Genomic DNA, 18,289 nt, shown 5'->3' with positions numbered 1-18,289 from the left:
CTTGTGTTCATTTTTTCTATGCAAAATTACCCCTTCTTTACACGAAGTGGTTTTTTAGTAGCTCTAAAGTGTTACTAGTTTTTATTTTTGTCATTTCTTTGTATTGTTTATTTGCCATTGTTGACCTTGTTATTTGATCGTTTTTGTTGACGTATAGGTAAGTTGTGTTTATTTTGGTTATGAATGTAAAATAAATGTTATTCTTTAACCCCTGGGCGGAGGAGCAAATGAGCTCACGTAATATAATAAAAAATGCTTTCAAACTAAGTGCCTTATCACTTAGTGCGATAGGCTTAAATGCACATGCAGCTGTAGATTGCAGTGCATTAACAACCTGGCAAGTAGGCCAAACTCATACAGGTGGAAGCCAAGTTCAAGCGCAAGGTAGTGCGTATGAAGCTAAATGGTGGACACAAGCAAACCCTGTGGAGAATTCTGGCCAATGGCAAGAGTGGAAAAATTTGGGTGTTTGTGACAGCGCTGTCACAGAAAATCAAATTCCAAGCGTTACTGCTTTGACACCCGTAGAAGGTTCTCAATTTGCCGATAAAGACAGCGTTGTCATATCGGCGCAAGCAACAGACTCTGATGGGTCTGTGGTGAGTGTTGAGTTTTTTGTTGACGGAACTTCAGTGGCTGTTGATACCACTGCACCGTTTAGCACTAGTTGGGACGCCGTTGCTGGAACTCATCAAATTAGTGCGGTAGCAACAGACGACAAAGGTGCGTCTTCTGCAGAAGTTGTAAACACGGTTAGTGTGTCTGATGCGGTGATCGTTGATCCTGTTAATCAAGCGCCTGTGGCGACAATCTCGTTTAGTACTTTACCTGATCAACTTATTGTTGGCTCACAAGTGGTATTTGCGCTTTCAGGTAGTGATAGTGATGGACAAGTAACGGCATTGAGTTTTGCTGCTAATGGTGTTGATGTTCATCAAGCCAGTGCAGATGCAAGCAGTTATGCATGGCAAGCAACGGCGCTAGGCCAGGCAACCTTTACCTTGACGGTAACTGATAATGAAGGTGCAACTGCGCAAACGACAAAAGTGTTAACCGTTGTTGAAGAAAACACAGGTCCCGTAACTGGTACTGACTGTCGCCCGCAGGGGTTATATCAAACTCCAGGTGTAAACACGCCGTATTGTACTGTATATGATGCAGATGGCCGTGAGATCATGGGCGTAGATCACCCGCGTCGTGTTATTGGTTACTTTACCAGCTGGCGAAATGGCGCAAATGGCCAACCAAGCTACTTAGTAAATGATATTCCATGGGATAAAATTACCCATATCAACTATGCCTTTGCCCATGTTGATGCCAACAATAAAGTATCAATTGGCGATCCTAATGCCGCAGGTAACCCAGCGACTAATATGGAATGGCCTGGTGTGGTTGGCGCTGAAATGGACCCTGAATTTGCTTATAAAGGTCACTTCAATCTACTAAACAAATATAAAAAACAACATCCACATGTAAAAACCTTAGTATCTGTTGGTGGCTGGGCTGAAACGGGTGGTTATTTTGATGATACTGGCCGTGTTGAAAGTGGTGGTTTTTATACTATGACAACAAACGCTGATGGCTCGGTTAACCATGTAGGCATTAACGCATTTGCTAAGAGCTCGGTTGAGTTTATTGAAAAGTATGGCTTTGACGGTGTTGATATCGATTATGAGTACCCGTCTTCAATGAATGATTCAGGTCACCCTGATGATTTTCCTATCTCAAATGCACGTCGTGCAGGTTTGAACGCATCATATCAAGTGCTGATGAAAAAGCTTCGTGAAGAATTAGATATTGCTGGTGAAGCTGCTGGTAAACACTATTTATTAACCATTGCTTCTCCGTCATCAGGTTATTTACTACGTGGTATGGAAACGTTCCAAACTGTTAAATACCTCGATTATGTAAATATTATGTCGTATGACTTGCATGGTGCATGGAACTCACATGTTGGTCACAATGCCGCGCTATTTGATACCGGTTTAGATTCAGAGCTGGCGCAGTGGAACGTATACGGTACTAAAGAGTTTGAAGGTATTGGTTACTTAAACACGGATTGGGCGGTGCGTTACTTCCGTGGTGCTATGTCTGCAGGTCGTATCAATATTGGTTTACCGTATTATACCCGTGGCTTTAAAGATGTAAGTGGCGGAACGAATGGTCTGTGGGGCCAAGCGGCATTACCTAATCAAGCTGATTGTGCGAAAGGCACAGGCGTTGGTGAGAAGAATAAATGCGGTAATGGTGCTGTTGGCATCGACAACTTATGGCATGACAAAAACGATGTCGGTGAAGAAATGGCTGCCGGTTCAAACCCGTTATGGCATGTGAAAAACCTTGAAAATGGCATTGTAGGTTCGTACCTAGGCGTATATGGCTTAACACCAGAGACCGATGTAAATGATCAGCTAACAGGTACTTATACACGTCATTATGACAGCGTTGCCGTTGCTCCTTGGTTATGGAATGCCCAGAAAAAAGTATTCTTATCGATTGAAGATGAAGAGTCGATGGCGACTAAAGTTGATTACGTCATTAACAACGGCCTTGGCGGTATCATGTTCTGGGAATTAGCAGGGGATTATGATTATGACTCGGCTAAAGGCGAATACTTCATGGGTTCTACTTTGACCTCACTTGCGTATGACAAGTTTAATCAAAGTGGCGTGGCGTATGACGTACACGGCGGTAACCCTAACTTTACTGTACCAGCAGAAGCGGTTGATATTACATTTGAAGCGAAAAACTTCCCAATTGGTGATGATAACTACCCAATTAGCCCGACCTTTGCTTTCACCAACAATTCAAACCTTGACTTAAGCGGTGCAAAAATCTCGTTTGATGTGCCTGTTTCAACATCAGCTATTTTTAAATCAAACTGGAATGCGCAAGAAAAGCTGGGTATGGCTGTTGAAGTCAATGGCTCAAATGCTGCGGGCAACAACATTGGTGGTTTTGAAAATGAGTTCCATCGTTTCTCTATCACACTGAACAATGAGTGGGGCGGTCAGCCGAAAGACTTTAGTGCTGGTGCAACAGTGAATGCGCAAGTGATGTACTACATGCCAATTACTGGTCCGAGTAACTTCACTATTGAAAAAGACGGCAAAGTGTATGCTTTCAAAGCGGAATACCCAATGCTTCCTGATGCTACGCCAGGTACTGGCGGTGGTGACACTGGCGGCGGTACAGGTGGAGATACCTCTGGAACGTGTGAAGGTGTAGCAATCGCTGATATTGCGGTTTATCCAAACTTCCCTCAAACCGACTGGGCAGGTAACCCAAGCCATGCCACAGGTGGAGACTTAATGGTTCATAACAACGGCGTTTATAAAGCTAAGTGGTGGACAAGTTCAGAGCCAGGTACAACGGCTGATTGGACTAAAAGTTGTAGCCTGTAAATCAAAATAACAATAAGGGGTAAGCATGTACTTACCCCACATTGAGTCTTTTAAAGGACAATACAATGACATCAATCAAGTTAAAAACACTTTCATTATCGGCAGTAGCAAGCACGGTTTTGCTCGCTATTATGCCAACGCAAGTGCAAGCTCATGGCTATATGGATAGCCCAAAAGCACGTCAGGCAATCTGCCAAGCCGATGGTGGTTATTGGTGGCCAGAAGATGGCTCGAATATTCCTAATTTGGCGTGCCGTGCGGCGTTTTTAGAATCAGGTACTGTGCAGTTTGTACAAGACATTGAGTTTTCGGCTAATGTTCCTGACTACCTCAATCAAACTGCGGTAGAAGCAACGGTGCAAGATGGCCGACTTTGCGCCGGTGGTGACAATGCTAAACGAGGGATGGATTTACCGTCGCCCCATTGGCAGCGCAGTGACGTCGTGCCAAATGCTAATGGTGATATTCAGATTCGCTATTTAGCAGCGACGCCACATAACCCAAGCTTTTGGCAGTTTTATTTAACCAAACCTAGTTTTAACGCGGCGACTGACATATTGACCTGGGCTGATCTTGAGTTAGTACAAGAGCACAGTGATATCGACGTTATAAAAGATCCAGATGGTAAGCGCTATTACAAAATGAGTGTTGCGATCCCCCAAGGGCGCAGCGGTGAGGCGATTTTGTATAGTCGCTGGCAACGTAACGATGTTGTAGGCGAAGGTTTTTATAACTGTAGTGATATAAACATTGTTAGCGATGCCGGCCCGACTGATCCTAATACATGGACAAGTGTGGGTTATTTTGTTCGCCAAGGTCAAGATGCGGTCGCTGGTGATACCGTATGGGCCCGATTATTTGACGAAACAGGTCAAGAGGTGATTAACCAGCAAGTTAAAATAACCACCGACAATCAAGCTAATTGGCAACAGGAACTCGCGGCACAGCTTAATTTAGATTACGCCCATTTAGTGCAAATTGGCGTGCAAAATCAAGCTGGTGACGTGGTATTTAATGCCAATGATGTACTGACTAATCAAGTATACAGCAGTAATGAAAACTACAGTTATACCTTAAGTGTACAAGGTGCACCAAGCAATACAGCTCCTATTGTACATACACCCGATGATTTAGTGGTTGATGAAAATACCAGTACAGCAGTACACCTACATGCTTTTGACGATGAACAAAGCGAACTAACCTACAGCTGGTCTGTGCCTGCTCCTCTTAGCTATACCGGTACAGGTGCAAATATCAATTTAACCTCGCCCGAGGTGTCGGCAAATACCGATTACACCGTTTCGGTGTCGGTATCTGATGGACAATTATCTACGCAAACCAGCTTTAAAGTCACTGTAAGTGATACCTCAGTGGTTGATCCGGTTGATCCAACGGTCCCTGCATGGGATAGCAGCACGATTTACCGAGCAAATGACAAAGCGAGTTTCAATGGGATTGTTTATACCGCGAAATGGTGGAACCAAGGACAGCAACCTGATTCATCAAATGCATGGGAAGCTGCATCGCAACCTGGTTCTAGTGCAGTGTGGAATAACGGCAAAGCTTACCAAGCGGGCGCCGAAGTAACGTATCAAGGACAGCGCTATCGCGCTAAATGGTGGACTCAGGGTGATACGCCAGGACAAGCCAATGTATGGACTCAACTTTAACCAACATTCTAAGTTTTGTAGTTCAAACTTATTAAATAATGACATTAAAAAATGGATAAGAGAGAAATATGAATATTAAACAGTTAACGGCAGCCATTGGTGTTGCTTTATTTGCCAGTGCTGCAACGGCAGCGCCTTCAACCCCAAGTATAAGCTGGGAGCCGCAACAATATTCGTTTGTTGAAGTAGATCTTGAAGGCAATGGTTCATATAAGCAGCTTGTAACGCGTGTTGAGCAAGTCACTATCAATATTAAATGGAGTGCGTGGAGCGGTGACGGTGGTGATAGCTACAAAGTTTACTTTGATGATATGTTGGTAAATGAAGGTGCACTAAGCGCTGGCGCAAAAACTGGCACTATTTCATTCCCGTATGATAAAGCGGGCCGTCATACTATGTATGTTGAGTTATGTGAAGGTGGGACAACCTGTGCTCGTAGTGCAGGCAAGCCGATTGTTATTGCCGATACTGACGGTGGTCACTTAGCGCCGTTGCCAATGGATGTTGATCCAAATAACCGTGATATTGGGACTAAAGAAGGGCTAGTAACCGGTGCTTATTTTGTTGAGTGGGGTATTTACGGTCGTGATTACGATGTTACCAATATGCCAGCTCAAAACTTGAGCCATATTTTATATGGATTTATTCCAATTTGTGGTGAAAACGCATCGTTAACAGGTGGACCTAAGCGTGCATTAGAAACTGCGTGTGCAGGTTCTGCAGATTATGAAGTGGTTATTCATGATCCTTGGGCTGCTGTGCAAAAATCGTTACCGGGTGTGGATGCAAAAGATCCTATCCGCGGTACTTATTCGCAGTTAATGGCGCTAAAACAGCGTTACCCTGATTTAAAAATCTTACCATCAGTCGGTGGTTGGACATTATCAGACCCATTTGGTGGTTTTACTAATAAAGCAAACCGTGACACCTTTGTTGCATCAATGGAAGAGTTTTTAAGAACCTGGAAGTTCTACGATGGTGTTGATATCGATTGGGAATTCCCTGGTGGTGACGGCCCGAACCCTGATATTGGCGATCCGGTAAATGATGGCCCAGCTTATGTTGCGTTAATGCAAGAACTGCGTGCCATGCTTGATAAACTTGAAGCTGAAACAGGCCGTACCTACGAGCTTACATCAGCAATTGGTGCCGGTTACGACAAAATTGAAGATGTTGACTACCAAGCGGCTAGCCAATATATGGATTACATTTTTGCCATGACTTATGATTTCTATGGCGCGTGGAGTAACGTAACAGGTCACCAAACAGCACTTTACTGTGGTGAGCATATGAGTGCTGGCCAATGTAATGGTACTGGCCTTGACGAAAATGGTGAGCCACGTAAAGGCCCTGCTTATACAACTGATAACGCAGTTCAACTATTATTAGCGCAAAATGTACCTTCGAAGAAAATTGTTGTTGGTGCCGCTATGTATGGCCGTGGTTGGGAAGGTGTTTATCCGCAAAATGCTACAATCGATGGTAACCCAATGACTGCGCCAGGTAATGGCAAATTAACAGGCTCAACTGCTCAAGGTGTTTGGGAAGACGGTGTTATTGATTATAAAGGCGTTAAAGCACATATGATCGGTGCTGCAGGCACTGGTATTAATGGTTTTGAAGTGGGCTACGACGACCAAGCTCAAGCGGCTTATGTTTGGAACCGCTCTACTGGTAAGTTGATCACTTACGATAGCCCTGAATCAGTTATTGCGAAAGGTAACTATGTTAAAGAGCATAACCTAGGTGGTTTATTCGCTTGGGAAATCGATGCAGATAATGGCGATATCTTAAATGCAATGCATGATGGCTTAGGTGGTGTGGTTAACCCACCAAGTAATAAAAAGCCAGTACTGTCTGTATCAAGCACTGTTTCTGTTAATTCAGGCGAAACGGTCACTGTAACAGCATCGGCAACTGATGCTGACAACGACCCGCTAAGCTTTAGCTGGACTGGTGACAGTGCGCTAACTCTTTCAGCTCAAAATACAGCTTCTGCAGCTATTACTGCACCAACGGTAACCGTAGATACGCAATATGTAGCAACGGTTGCAGTATCGGACGGCGAAGCGACAGTTAGCCGTGATGTTGTAGTAAATGTTATTGCGCCAACGACAGGCGGTGGTAATACAGCACCGAGTGTTGACGCGATTGCAGATGTAACCGTTGAAGAAGGTACATCAGTGGCTGTTGCAGTGGTTGCAACTGATGCGCAAAACGATGCACTAACATACACTTGGACTGTGCCTGCTGGTTTAACACAGGTTGGAACGGGGGCTAACGTTAGCCTAGAAGCTGGTAATGTTGATGCCGATACTAACCTTACAGTCTCGGTGGCAGTAAGCGATGGCGAACTAACAACAAGCCAAAGCTTTACTGTAACCGTAACTGATGCTGGTACTACAACTCCTCCTACAGGCGATACATGGGATGCAAGTGCTGTTTATGTCGGTGGCGACGTAGTGATTTATAACGGTGTTGAGTACAAAGCTAAATGGTGGACTCAAGGTAACCGTCCTGATCTAGGTGGTGTATGGGAAGCAACAACACAACCTGTGGATGGCTCAGGCAGTGTTGTTTGGCAGTCATCAGCTGTTTATAACAGTGGTGATGAAGTTTCTCACAACGGCAATAAATACCAAGCTAAGTGGTGGACTCAAGGAAATGAGCCGGGCTCAGCTGACGTATGGAAATTACTTTAATGTAAATGCTGCTTAGCCTACTTCTAGGCAGCTATTTAAAGTACCCTTACCCATTTAAAGCAGCTTTTTAGCTGCTTTTTTTGTGTTTTGCTAAGGATGTTCCATACTGTAATTATTAACAATTAAGTGCTCGGTAATCATTATTAAATATCTTTATTTGGTACTAGCGCTGATCAGCACCATGGGTACTGCTTGCGATAAAACATTAAAAGTAGGTATCGGCCAACCTTGGCCACCTTTCGTTATGATACATGGCAATGATTTTAGTGGCATTGATATTGAAATAACTCGCCAAGTATTTACTGAGGCTGGTTTTTGTGCTGAATTTATTGCGCTGCCTTCGTCAATTCGTGGCTTAGCAGAGCTGGAAAAAGGCACCGTTGATGTGCTACCAGCTGCAAGTTTTAGTAAGCAAAGAGCACAGTATAGTCATTTTTCGTTGGCGTATCGACATGAGCGAATGCGATTATTTTGGCATGAAGACAATGAGCTTTCTGAGTTGGATTTAGCTAGCTTGATGGCAAATAACAAAACTTTTGTGATCAATAGCGGCGGCTATTATGGCCAAGAGTTTGAACAGTTAACTCGCCAACCAAGTTATAATAATTTAATTGTAAAAGTAAAAATGATTGAACAAAGAATATACATGCTACAGGCAAAGCGCGTTGACTTTATGATTGATGATGAGCTCTCGGGGTTATACGTTATAGCTCAAAAGCAAATGACCGGGATAAAACTGCACCCCTATGTTGTGCATGATAACCCAATTCACTTTATGTATAGTAAGAAAACGGTGACAACGGCACAAAGTCAAAAAATAGATGACGCCATTGTCAAATTATCAGGCCAAATTGAAAATATAATTGCAGAGTATACGACGGCTATTTAACCAAGCCGTGTCACCTGAACTGTGATCTTTCCTGCATTGGCGCCATAAAAGCGCATTAAGTCATTGGCAAACGGTGTAAACTCGCCTGAGTGAGCTATTTTAAATTCACCGCCATCTGCAATTTCAAATGCGTTATCATCGCTGTTATTAACAGCACCAATTAAAGCAAACCATGGTGCATGAGGTAAACGCCTAAAAGGTTCTAACAGGGCCATTGGTATTTCTTTTACCCCAAGTTGTACATTATCTCTACTCCAGCCTAGTGCCGTACACTTTACGCCATCATCGTACCAGTATTGCTCAGGGTCAGGGGTAAAACGATAAGTTGCGCCTTGCTCCAGCATGAGTCCTGTGCCGTTGTATTGCTCTGCGGCATAAATGACCACGTCTTGGCTTTGACCAATCTGCAGTACTGACATATTTTGATTAAGCAATGCAATATGGTCGCTAAGCCCGGTGAAGTTAAGTGTGCTTTTATCGGCGTAGAGTAATTGATAAGCAAGACTTTTTAACGACTCAGGACGATAGCTGGTTAAATGGTGGATACGGGTAGCAACACTATGGTGTATTAAAGGGCGTATATCACTTTGCTCTTCATCAACTAAAACACAGCATTCACGATCCACGAGTTTGAAAAAAGGATTAAACCAAAAGTAGTTTTGTTGATGGCTTAGAGCAAGAGGATCAGGGGTGACAGTCATATCATCTTGTGCAATCAATGGATTTTCAGTGCTAGGAAAAAGAGATTGATAGTTTATCTGTGCACTGGTGACAAAGCTGACCGAGAGTGCTTGGTCGATTAACCATTCAATTGCAAAACGTAAGCATATATCTGCCAGCCCATCACGATAATAGCCACCACCAATATCAGAATGAGCACCAGCAAACCAAACTTCTTGCACATTGGGCTGGTGGTTCATTAATGTTGGCTCAAAGGCGCGACGTTTTTCATCCAATGCCACACAATGCAAAGCGTTTTCAAGGTTGTTAGCAATGGTGTGGTTTTCAAAAATAACATGCTCTGCACCGCGCGTGGCCTTAGTGACTTTAGATAAGCCAATTGACGCAACAGTATCAAACACACATAAGTAAACATTATTATTGGTGAACGGCTCTAAGCACTTTGCAAAGCGCCTAGCTAAAGCCGCACCACGGCTAAAGCCGGTTAGCAAAACGGTATCACCAGTTTGATAGTATGATTTAAAATCACTGATTGCGTGATTTAAAATACTCGCTACATCATCATCCCGTGGAGCAATAGATTGATTTAATAAGCGCTTTAAACGGCTGCCTTTAGTGCCAATACCTTGGAAATAAAAGCTGAGTTGGTTATCAAATCGAGTCGTGGGTTCGTTATTTAAAGAGCCACCTAGTAAAAGGTGTAATTTGAGGATATTAGAAATACTGGCGTCTTCTTTAAAGTGATCAGAACTGAATTGCTCTGCATCACGGGGCTCATTACCCGTGCCATCAAAGTTGAAAATCAGCGTTTTAGCCGTCATAGCATCATTCCTTATGTGGTTTGTCTCACTTTACACAGCAAATATTAAAAATTAAAGACAATACAGCGCACTGCCCTTAACTATTTTGCTATAACATTGTTTAATGTAATTTCATTTTTGGCCTAACGACACGCAGTACTTTTTCGCTGATCCATAAGGCAAAGGTTTTTGCGCTACCGTGAATAGCTCGTTGGTGCATTCTATAGAGCGAAATATACATAAACCGCGCTATACGGCCTTCGATGAAAAAGCTGCTGCTAGTCAGGTTACCCATTAAACTACCTACGGTACTGTAACGGGATAAATTAACCAAAGAGCCATGATCGTTATATTCAAACTGGCTCAATGGCTGCTGGCGTAGTGTTGCTATAAGGTTCTTTTCAACACACTGTGCCATTTGATGGGCCGATTGAGCTCGTGGTGGTACGAGTTTACCGTCTTGCTGAGTAAAAGCGCAGCAATCACCTAATACATAAATATGTTGATCAGCATTACTTTGTAAGTAATCGTTCACTATGATTTGATTGTTACGAGTCAGCTCAAAAATACCCAGCTCTTTAACAAAGTCAGGTGCTTTTACTCCCGCGGCCCAAACCATAATATCGGCATTTATATGTTCATCGTCTTTGGTGATAAAACCTTGTTCAGTGGCTTGTTTAACTTGGGTGTTTTCACGTACGGTTACACCTAACTTTAATAGCTCGCGTTTTGCTGAATTAGCTATTCGCTCTGGTAAGGCGGGTAATATGCGTGGGCCAGCTTCAATTAAGTGTATATGCAAGCGCTTAGCCGACATATTGGTTAGACCGTATAGTTTGAGTAAATCAGATACATGATACAGCTCAGCAGACAGCTCAACACCTGTTGCGCCGCCACCGACAATGGCAATATCTAACGCGTGTTGGGGGTTGTAGTCTTGATGTAAGCGGGTAAAGTTATCGAGTAGTGCATGCTGGAAGCGTTCAGCTTGTTGGTTGGAATCAAGGTAAAAACAATGTTCTTTAATACCAGGTGTGTTGAAGTCGTTACTGACACTGCCAATAGCGATGACTAGGTAATCATAATGAACAGTGCGCTGAGGCAGAATTTGATGGCCAAGCTCATCATTTAGCGCGCTTAAAGTAATGGTTTTATCGGTATTGTTTAGGTCACAAAAGGTACCGAGTTGAAAATTATAATGGTGTTTTGCAGCATGAGCAGAATAAACAACGCCGTCTAAGTCGGCATCAATAGAGCCAGTCGCGACTTCATGAAGTAGTGGCTTCCAAATATGTGTACGGTTTTTATCAATTAATAAGATATCTGCGTGATTCTTTTTCCCTAGTTTGTGTCCTAATTGGGTCGCGAGCTCTAATCCGCCAGCACCACCACCGATAATCACGATTTTAGGATGTGTTGTTATCATTACGTTGCCCTCAAAAGTAGAATACCTAAATAGTCTGGGCAAACTACTTAGGTATAGCGCCCATAAAGGCAATACCTTGGCAACGGTTTTATTGTGCGCCTTTTATCTGAGTTTGTCAGCAACAAAGGCAAAGAAATCAACGGGCAAAAACGTTAAGATGGCAACCTGTTAAATTTACGACTACTATTTCCTTTATTAGGGAATTTAAACTAAGGGAATATTATGAGTGAACAATTACTTTCCTCACTTTCGCAACACTTTGGCTTTAACCAATTTCGCCAAGGCCAGCAACAAACAATAGAGCAACTTTTAAATAATCAGTCTTCGCTTGCTATTTTTCCAACTGGATCTGGTAAGTCATTATGCTATCAATTAACGGCATTGCATTTACCTCATTTGACCTTGGTTGTTTCACCTTTATTGGCTTTGATGAAAGATCAAATTAGTTTTTTAAATAACAAAGGTATTTACGCCGCCAGCCTTGATTCGAGCCAAACAGCAGAGCAGAGCCATACTATAATGAGTGATGTGCGCGCAGGTAAGGTGAAAATTTTAATGGTGTCGGTGGAGCGTTTTAAAAATGAGCGCTTTCGTGAATTTATTAATCAAGTGGCTATTTCAATGCTGGTGGTTGATGAAGCACACTGTATTTCTGAGTGGGGCCATAACTTTAGGCCTGATTATTTAAAGTTGCCTCGTTATCGCCAAGAGCTAAATATTCCATTAGTTTTGTTATTAACAGCCACAGCCACCAGAAAAGTGAAACGCGATATGAGCGAGCGTTTTGCAATTGCACCGCAGTGCATAGTGCAAACTGGGTTTTATCGGGCCAATTTAGATTTATCGGTACTGAGTGTTAAAACGGCTGAAAAAAACCGTACTCTCACTGACATAGTGCGCGAACAACAGGGCCCCGGCATTGTGTATGTAACGCTACAGCATACGGCAGAGCAAGTGGCTGAAACCCTTAGCCGCCAGGGATTGCAAGCTGTAGCTTATCATGCGGGGCTTGAAGATACCCTACGTTACAGTATTCAAGATGATTTTATGGCGGGTAAAATTAATGTCGTGGTGGCAACCATCGCTTTTGGCATGGGGGTTGATAAATCGGATATTCGCTTTGTGATTCATTATGATTTACCTAAATCGATTGAAAATTACAGCCAGGAAATCGGCCGTGCAGGGCGTGATGGGCAGCCTTCGAATTGTTTTACTTTAGCAAACTTGGATGGTTTGAATACTGTTGAGAATTTTGTTTATGGCGACACACCTGAACTTAGTGGGATTGAGCATGTAATAAATGATATTCGCCAGCATCAAAATGCAAATCAACAATGGGAAATGCAGGAGTACAGTCTTTCAAGTGACAGCAACATTCGCCAGTTAGCGCTTAAAACCTTATTAGTACAACTTGAAATGCAAGGCGCAGTGACACCACTCTATGCTTATTATGCTGATTTTAAATATAAGTTTTTGGTTGATAAATCACAGCTCCTTGAGCATTTCGATGCGCCGCGCCAAGCATTCTTAAATTTGATATTTAGCCATACGCAGTTTAAAAAAATATGGGGAACTTTAAACTTTGATGCCTTGACTCAAGCGGCTCAAGTGGATAGAAAACGTGTGGTTGCAGCACTTGATTACCTTGCTGAGAAAAACCTTATTGCCCTTGAAACAAAACGGATCACGCAGGTTTATGATGTTCATAGCGAGGTAATAAATAACCCGGAACTTGCACAGCAATTACATCATTACTTTGTTGATAAAGAACAAGCTGAAATCAAGCGCATTGGTGCTCTAATTCGTTTTTTTGAGTTAAAAACTTGCTTAAGCTATAACCTTGCTCGCTATTTTGACGATCAGCAAGCGCCAGAGCAATGCGGACATTGTTCGGTTTGTCGTGGCAAGGCTGTCACGCTTGAATATTCTCAAACTCACGACTTTGTTGCTGATGAGGTTATTTATCAAAAAGTTGATGAGTTTATGAATCACCTTGCCAGTAAAGGAGTTGAGAATGTGGGAGTTGAAACCCAATACCGGTTTTTAGCGGGGATGAGTGTACCGTTATTTACCCGTAATAAAGTGCGCCAACTCAGTGGTTTTGGACTATGCGAGCAGCAGCGCTACAGTGAAATAAAAGCGAAATTACTGGCACGATAAACTCACTCAGGTATGCTAGAGGCTTATTCTTAAAAGTAAGCCTCTATGCCCCACATTGTTACTCCCAAACACATTCCAGTTACAGAGATCACGACTTCAAGTGAGCCAATTACATGCAGTAATTGCCAAGCATGCTGTTGCCAGCTAGAAGTACAAATACTTACCGATACCGGCGTACCTTTTCATTATATTGCATATGATAAATGGGGCAGCGAAGTGATGAAGCGTGCTGATGATGGCTGGTGTCAAGCGCTCGACCGTAATACCTTAATGTGCTCAATTTACGAAAACCGCCCGCTTATATGCCGCGAATTTGAAATGGCATCAGACGAGTGCATCACCGAGCGCGATATCGCAGGTATATAAGTTAGTTGGCATAGTGCGAAGTAAGTTTCATGATTTAACATGGGTGTCTTAGTTATTTTTTTGTTTCCTCAATTTACGAAAACCGCCCGCTTAAATTGCCGCAAATTTGAAATGGCGTCAGGCGAGTGCATCACCGAGCGTGACATCGCTGGTATATAAGTTAGTTGGCGTAGTGCGAAGTAAGTTTCATGATTTAACATGGGTGTCTTAGTTATTTTATTGTTTCCTCAATTTACGAAAACCGCCCGTTTATATGCCGCGAATTTGAAATGGCCTCAGACGAGTGCATCACCGAGCGCGACATCGCAGGTATATAAGTTAGTTGCCGTAGTGAAAAGTAAGTTTCATGATTTAAAGTGGGTGTCTTAGTTATTTCCTTAGTTATTTTTTTGTTTCCTCAATTTACGAAAACCGCCCGCTTAAATTGCCGCAAATTTGAAATGGCCTCAGGCGAGTGCATCACCGAGCGCGACATCGCTGGTATATAAGTTAGTTGCCGTAGTGAAAAGTAAGTTTCATGATTTTAACATGGGTGTCTTTGTTATTTCTCAGACGAGTGCATCACCTAGCGCGACATTGCTGGTATATAAGTTAGTTGGCGTAGTGCGAAGTAAGTTTCATGATTTAACATGGGTGTCTTTGTTATTTAGTTTCGTTACTTGAATTACAGTGGGTGTCTGCCTAATTGTTAGTGGGCGTCTGCCTAATTGTAGATCTCCTAACTCTAAAGAGAAAAGGGTATAAATAACCGGCACTTTTATTGTCGATTTATGGTGGGTGTCTTTGTTGTATTTGTGTGGTGGGTGTCTTTGTTGTATTTGTGCGGCAAATTTGAAGTAGCATTAAGTGAGGTTCCACAGAGTGGCTAATATAAACTTACGAAGTGGGATGTAAAGGGGCTTTACACCCCTTTGTATAGCAGGAATACAGGGTTAACCGTATTTTTCTTCAAGCTCATTAGCTGTGTGATATTTTTCATGGGATTGTAATTGCGCTAAATAACGAGCTATTTCCGGGAAATGACTCGTTGCGCCACTTTCGGCCACTTTTTCAATCACAAATGACATCATAAAATCTGCGCCGGTCAGTTGCTCGCCAATTAAGTACTGTTTACCTTTTAATTGTTGATTAATATAACTTAATATCTTTCCTGCTTCGTTCTCAGCGTAATCAGCTATAAAGTTAGTTTTACAGCCATCTTTTTGTATAAACATTTTTAATAGTAGAGGCAAAATTGCCGAACTTTCGGCAAAATGAAGCCATTGCTGATACTCAACATACTCTTTGCTATCACGCTCTGGCGCAAATTTACCATTGCCATATTGAGTAATTAAATAGTCAGTAATAGCACCTGATTCAGCAATAACTTGGCCGTTATCTTCAATAACCGGTGATTTACCAAGAGGATGAACTTGTTTTAGCTCGTCAGGGGCTAAGAAGGTTTCAGTATTTCTGTGGTAGGCAATAATGTCATAATCAACATCGAGCTCTTCAAGTAACCAAATAATACGCTTTGAGCGCGATTTATTTAGATGATGCAATTTAATCATGGGTATCCTTTTTAGCGCAGCATGTGCTGCGCACGAAAAATAAAATTAAAGCGGCTGATTTACTTGTACGACGGTTTTACCAAAGTTTTTACCGTTGAGCATATCGTTAAAGGCCGATACTGTGTTTTCAAGTCCGGTTACGAGGTGCTCACGATATTGAACTTTTCCTTCACTTAGCCATTTTTGCATATCATTGGCAAACTCATCGTAGCGATGACCGTAATCATCAAAGATAATGAAGCCTTGCATTTTTATACGCTTAGTGAGTATTTGCCCCATTAAAGCGCCCATTCTATCTGGGCCTTGTGGTAATTCGGTCGCATTATACTGTGACACTAAACCACATAATGGCACACGTGCCGCGGTGTTAAGTAATGGTAATACGGCGTCAAACACTTTACCGCCCACATTTTCGTAATAAACATCAATTCCTGCGTCGCACGCTGCAGCTAATTGCTCTGCAAAGTCATTGCTATGGTGATCTATACAGGCATCAAAACCAAGTTTATCAACAGCGTACTGGCACTTTTCGCTCCCTCCAGCAACGCCTACTATTTTGCAGCCTTTGATCTTTGCTATTTGCCCAACTGTAGCGCCAACCGGGCCTGTTGCGGCTGCTACCACGACAGTTTCACCCTCTTTAGGTGCGCCAATATCTAATAACCCCATATAAGCCGTAAAACCTGGCATGCCCATAATACCTAATGCATAAGAAGGGTTACTCGGCTCTTTACCTAATGGCATTAAACCTTCACCATTTGAAATCGCATATTCTTGCCAACCAGTATAAGCCAGTACCCAATCACCGACGGCAAATTGATCGTTATTTGATTGCTCAATTTGGCACACAGTTGCGCCGACCATTACATCACCAACTTCAACCGGATCAGCATATGATTTTGCATCACTCATGCGCCCACGCATATAAGGGTCAAGTGATAGGTAAATTGTACGCAATAATACTTCACCTTGCTGTATGGCCGGTAATTGTTCGGTTTTAAGCGAAAAATTCTCATTTGTAGGAGCGCCATGGGGGCGTGATGCTAATGTTAACTGTCTGTTCTCTACATTGTTCATAAAATCTCCGTGTTTATGGTGGTATACGTTGTAATGTGCGGCTGTAAAGCAAAATACTCAGCCTGCGTGTTGAGTATAAAATAGAGGTTAGGGCACTAAGGCTGTAATTCAATCATTAGTTTATTTCTGTACAGGCAATCACTATTGCATAGCTGCAACAGGAGTCTTACTCGAAAAGAGGAACGAGTTGTGTTAAAAATAGACATTTAAATTACGCCAAGGAATGACATGAGTAAATACTTTATATTGGCTATAGTAAGTTTTGTACTGGCAAGTGTGAGTGCTAAAGCTAATGAGTACGTGCTATCAGTTGAAAAAGTTGATCAGGTTTCGTTACAAGGGATGCAATTTGCATTTGATAATGAAGCAAAAATTAAACCAAAAGATAGTGACTTTAATGTTGTTAATGCAGTACATATGAGTAGTGAGCAAGGCAGCCGAGTTGCGGTTGTTACAATACGTAATGACGCATCAGGTTCACGGATCCTTGAAAGTGATCACATAATGGCGCTGTTTGCTGATGGTAGCCGTAGGTCACCGTTTTCATTCCCTGATGCTATTAAGCTAGATGATGGTGAGCAACGTTCATTTACCCTTTCATTTGGAGAGTCGAATTATCCGATTTTGACTATCTATACCAGTAATAACTTAAAGTAAGATGAGAATAAAATGAGAACATTGATAAGTACTTTAAGCGTTTCGGCACTTTTAATTAGTAGCGTAAGCTTGGCAAAAAACAGCACTGACTTTGTCGCTGAGAATACGTTTACAAAAGGGGTTGAAGGGCCTGTATTTTATAAAGGTTACCTATATGCTGTGAATTTTGCAGAGCAAGGCACCATAGGGAAAGTCGATAAGCTTGGCAAAACGAATTTGTTTTTAAAGTTACCAAATGACAGCGTTGGTAATGGCCTGCAGTTTGATAAACAAGGTAATTTATATATAGCTGATTATGTTAATCACAATATTTTAAAAGTACCTGCTAACAGCCTGAGTATAGAGGTTTTTGCCCATAATAAAACCATGAATCAGCCCAATGATATTGCGATGACCAAACGTGGCGCCTTGTTTGCCAGCGATCCTAATTGGGCGAACAGTACGGGGAAGTTATGGCGTATTAATGCTGATGGCAGCACACAATTACTAGAAGACAATATGGGCACCACCAATGGTGTGGCAGTCAATAATAGCAATACGAAACTTTACGTTAATGAAAGTGTTCAGCGAGTTATTTGGCAATACGATCTTGATAGTGATTTAAACATTCGTAATAAGCAGTCATTAATTAAGTTTGATAGCCATGGCATGGACGGCATGCGTGTTGATAATCAGGGTAATCTGTTTGTAGCCCGCTACGGCGCAGGCAAGGTATTAAAAATTAGTCCTGCAGGTAAAGTATTGCAAACTTTTACCTTAAAGGGGCAACACCCAACAAATGTGGCGTTTAACGATGAGCAAACAAAGCTGTTTGTTACCATGCAAAAGCGCGGCGCGATAGAAGCGGTTGATTTATAATAAAAAATTATTCGTGGGATACCATAAAGCCCCACGAATGCCGCTTTAT

The 18,289-nt window shown here is 42.4% G+C and carries 12 protein-coding genes and 2 pseudogenes; 10 read left to right on the top strand and 4 right to left on the bottom strand.

Features of this window, described 5'->3' with window-relative positions; genetic code table 11:
- Positions 1 to 227 precede the first annotated feature (227 nt).
- The 4 genes from NQT69_RS12450 to NQT69_RS12435 all read left to right on the top strand — a co-directional run bounded on the left by NQT69_RS12450 (position 228) and on the right by NQT69_RS12435 (position 8,665).
- Positions 228 to 3,404 carry a glycosyl hydrolase family 18 protein gene (locus NQT69_RS12450; RefSeq protein ID WP_256827988.1) on the top strand — a complete coding sequence of 1,059 codons (3,177 nt, stop codon included), beginning with the start codon at positions 228 to 230 and terminating at the stop codon, positions 3,402 to 3,404.
- 65 nt (positions 3,405 to 3,469) lie between these two features.
- Positions 3,470 to 5,074, top strand: a complete 1,605-nt coding sequence (locus tag NQT69_RS12445) for a lytic polysaccharide monooxygenase (protein ID WP_256827987.1) — start codon at positions 3,470 to 3,472, stop codon at positions 5,072 to 5,074.
- Between the two features lie 68 nt (positions 5,075 to 5,142).
- On the top strand, positions 5,143 to 7,776 hold the full coding sequence (locus NQT69_RS12440) for a glycosyl hydrolase family 18 protein (RefSeq protein WP_256827986.1): 2,634 nt from the start codon (positions 5,143 to 5,145) through the stop codon (positions 7,774 to 7,776).
- Between the two features lie 181 nt (positions 7,777 to 7,957).
- Entirely contained in the window at positions 7,958 to 8,665 is a 708-nt protein-coding gene (locus NQT69_RS12435; protein WP_256827985.1) for a substrate-binding periplasmic protein, read from the top strand.
- On the opposite strand, the gene NQT69_RS12430 is transcribed toward NQT69_RS12435, so the two are convergent.
- Both NQT69_RS12430 and NQT69_RS12425 read right to left on the bottom strand, forming a co-directional pair.
- On the bottom strand, positions 8,662 to 10,167 hold the full coding sequence (locus tag NQT69_RS12430; protein WP_256827984.1) for a phospholipase effector Tle1 domain-containing protein: 1,506 nt from the start codon (positions 10,165 to 10,167) through the stop codon (positions 8,662 to 8,664). The genes NQT69_RS12435 and NQT69_RS12430 overlap by 4 nt on opposite strands.
- Positions 10,168 to 10,267: 100 nt before the next feature.
- Positions 10,268 to 11,572 (bottom strand): NAD(P)/FAD-dependent oxidoreductase, encoded by a 1,305-nt coding sequence (locus NQT69_RS12425; protein ID WP_256827983.1) that lies wholly within the window; start codon positions 11,570 to 11,572, stop codon positions 10,268 to 10,270.
- Positions 11,573 to 11,794: 222 nt separating this feature from the next.
- On the opposite strand from NQT69_RS12425, the gene NQT69_RS12420 reads away from it, so the two are divergent.
- The 4 genes and pseudogenes from NQT69_RS12420 to NQT69_RS19510 all read left to right on the top strand — a co-directional run.
- Positions 11,795 to 13,732: a RecQ family ATP-dependent DNA helicase gene (locus NQT69_RS12420; RefSeq protein ID WP_256827982.1), complete on the top strand. Its 1,938-nt coding sequence runs from the start codon at positions 11,795 to 11,797 to the stop codon at positions 13,730 to 13,732.
- Between the two features lie 45 nt (positions 13,733 to 13,777).
- Complete coding sequence (locus tag NQT69_RS12415) at positions 13,778 to 14,098, top strand: YkgJ family cysteine cluster protein (protein ID WP_256827981.1); 321 nt, start codon at positions 13,778 to 13,780, stop codon at positions 14,096 to 14,098.
- A 218-nt stretch (positions 14,099 to 14,316) separates the two neighbouring features.
- Positions 14,317 to 14,415, top strand: a pseudogene (locus tag NQT69_RS19515) (YkgJ family cysteine cluster protein); the annotation flags it as partial.
- A gap of 80 nt (positions 14,416 to 14,495) precedes the next feature.
- Positions 14,496 to 14,586 (top strand): annotated as a pseudogene (locus NQT69_RS19510) (YkgJ family cysteine cluster protein); the annotation flags it as partial.
- Positions 14,587 to 15,030: 444 nt separating this feature from the next.
- On the opposite strand, the gene NQT69_RS12410 reads toward NQT69_RS19510, so the two are convergent.
- Positions 15,031 to 15,648, bottom strand: a complete 618-nt coding sequence (locus NQT69_RS12410; protein WP_256827980.1) for a glutathione S-transferase family protein — start codon at positions 15,646 to 15,648, stop codon at positions 15,031 to 15,033.
- 45 nt (positions 15,649 to 15,693) lie between these two features.
- Positions 15,694 to 16,725 carry an NADP-dependent oxidoreductase gene (locus NQT69_RS12405; protein ID WP_256827979.1) on the bottom strand — a complete coding sequence of 344 codons (1,032 nt, stop codon included), beginning with the start codon at positions 16,723 to 16,725 and terminating at the stop codon, positions 15,694 to 15,696.
- A 228-nt stretch (positions 16,726 to 16,953) separates the two neighbouring features.
- Here NQT69_RS12405 and NQT69_RS12400 point away from each other — a divergent pair, with 228 nt between their 5' ends.
- Together NQT69_RS12400 and NQT69_RS12395 are read left to right on the top strand one after the other, a co-directional pair.
- Positions 16,954 to 17,382 (top strand): hypothetical protein, encoded by a 429-nt coding sequence (locus NQT69_RS12400; protein ID WP_256827978.1) that lies wholly within the window; start codon positions 16,954 to 16,956, stop codon positions 17,380 to 17,382.
- A gap of 12 nt (positions 17,383 to 17,394) precedes the next feature.
- The gene (locus tag NQT69_RS12395; protein WP_256827977.1) at positions 17,395 to 18,240 is read left to right on the top strand and encodes an SMP-30/gluconolactonase/LRE family protein; all 846 of its coding nucleotides are present in this window, start codon (positions 17,395 to 17,397) and stop codon (positions 18,238 to 18,240) included.
- The last annotated feature ends 49 nt before the right edge of the window (positions 18,241 to 18,289 follow it).

It is taken from the genome of Pseudoalteromonas shioyasakiensis, assembly GCF_024518675.1.
GTDB lineage: Bacteria > Pseudomonadota > Gammaproteobacteria > Enterobacterales > Alteromonadaceae > Pseudoalteromonas > Pseudoalteromonas shioyasakiensis_B.
Note: the sequence above shows the minus strand (reverse complement) of the source record. Positions and strands in the feature narration are given on the sequence as shown.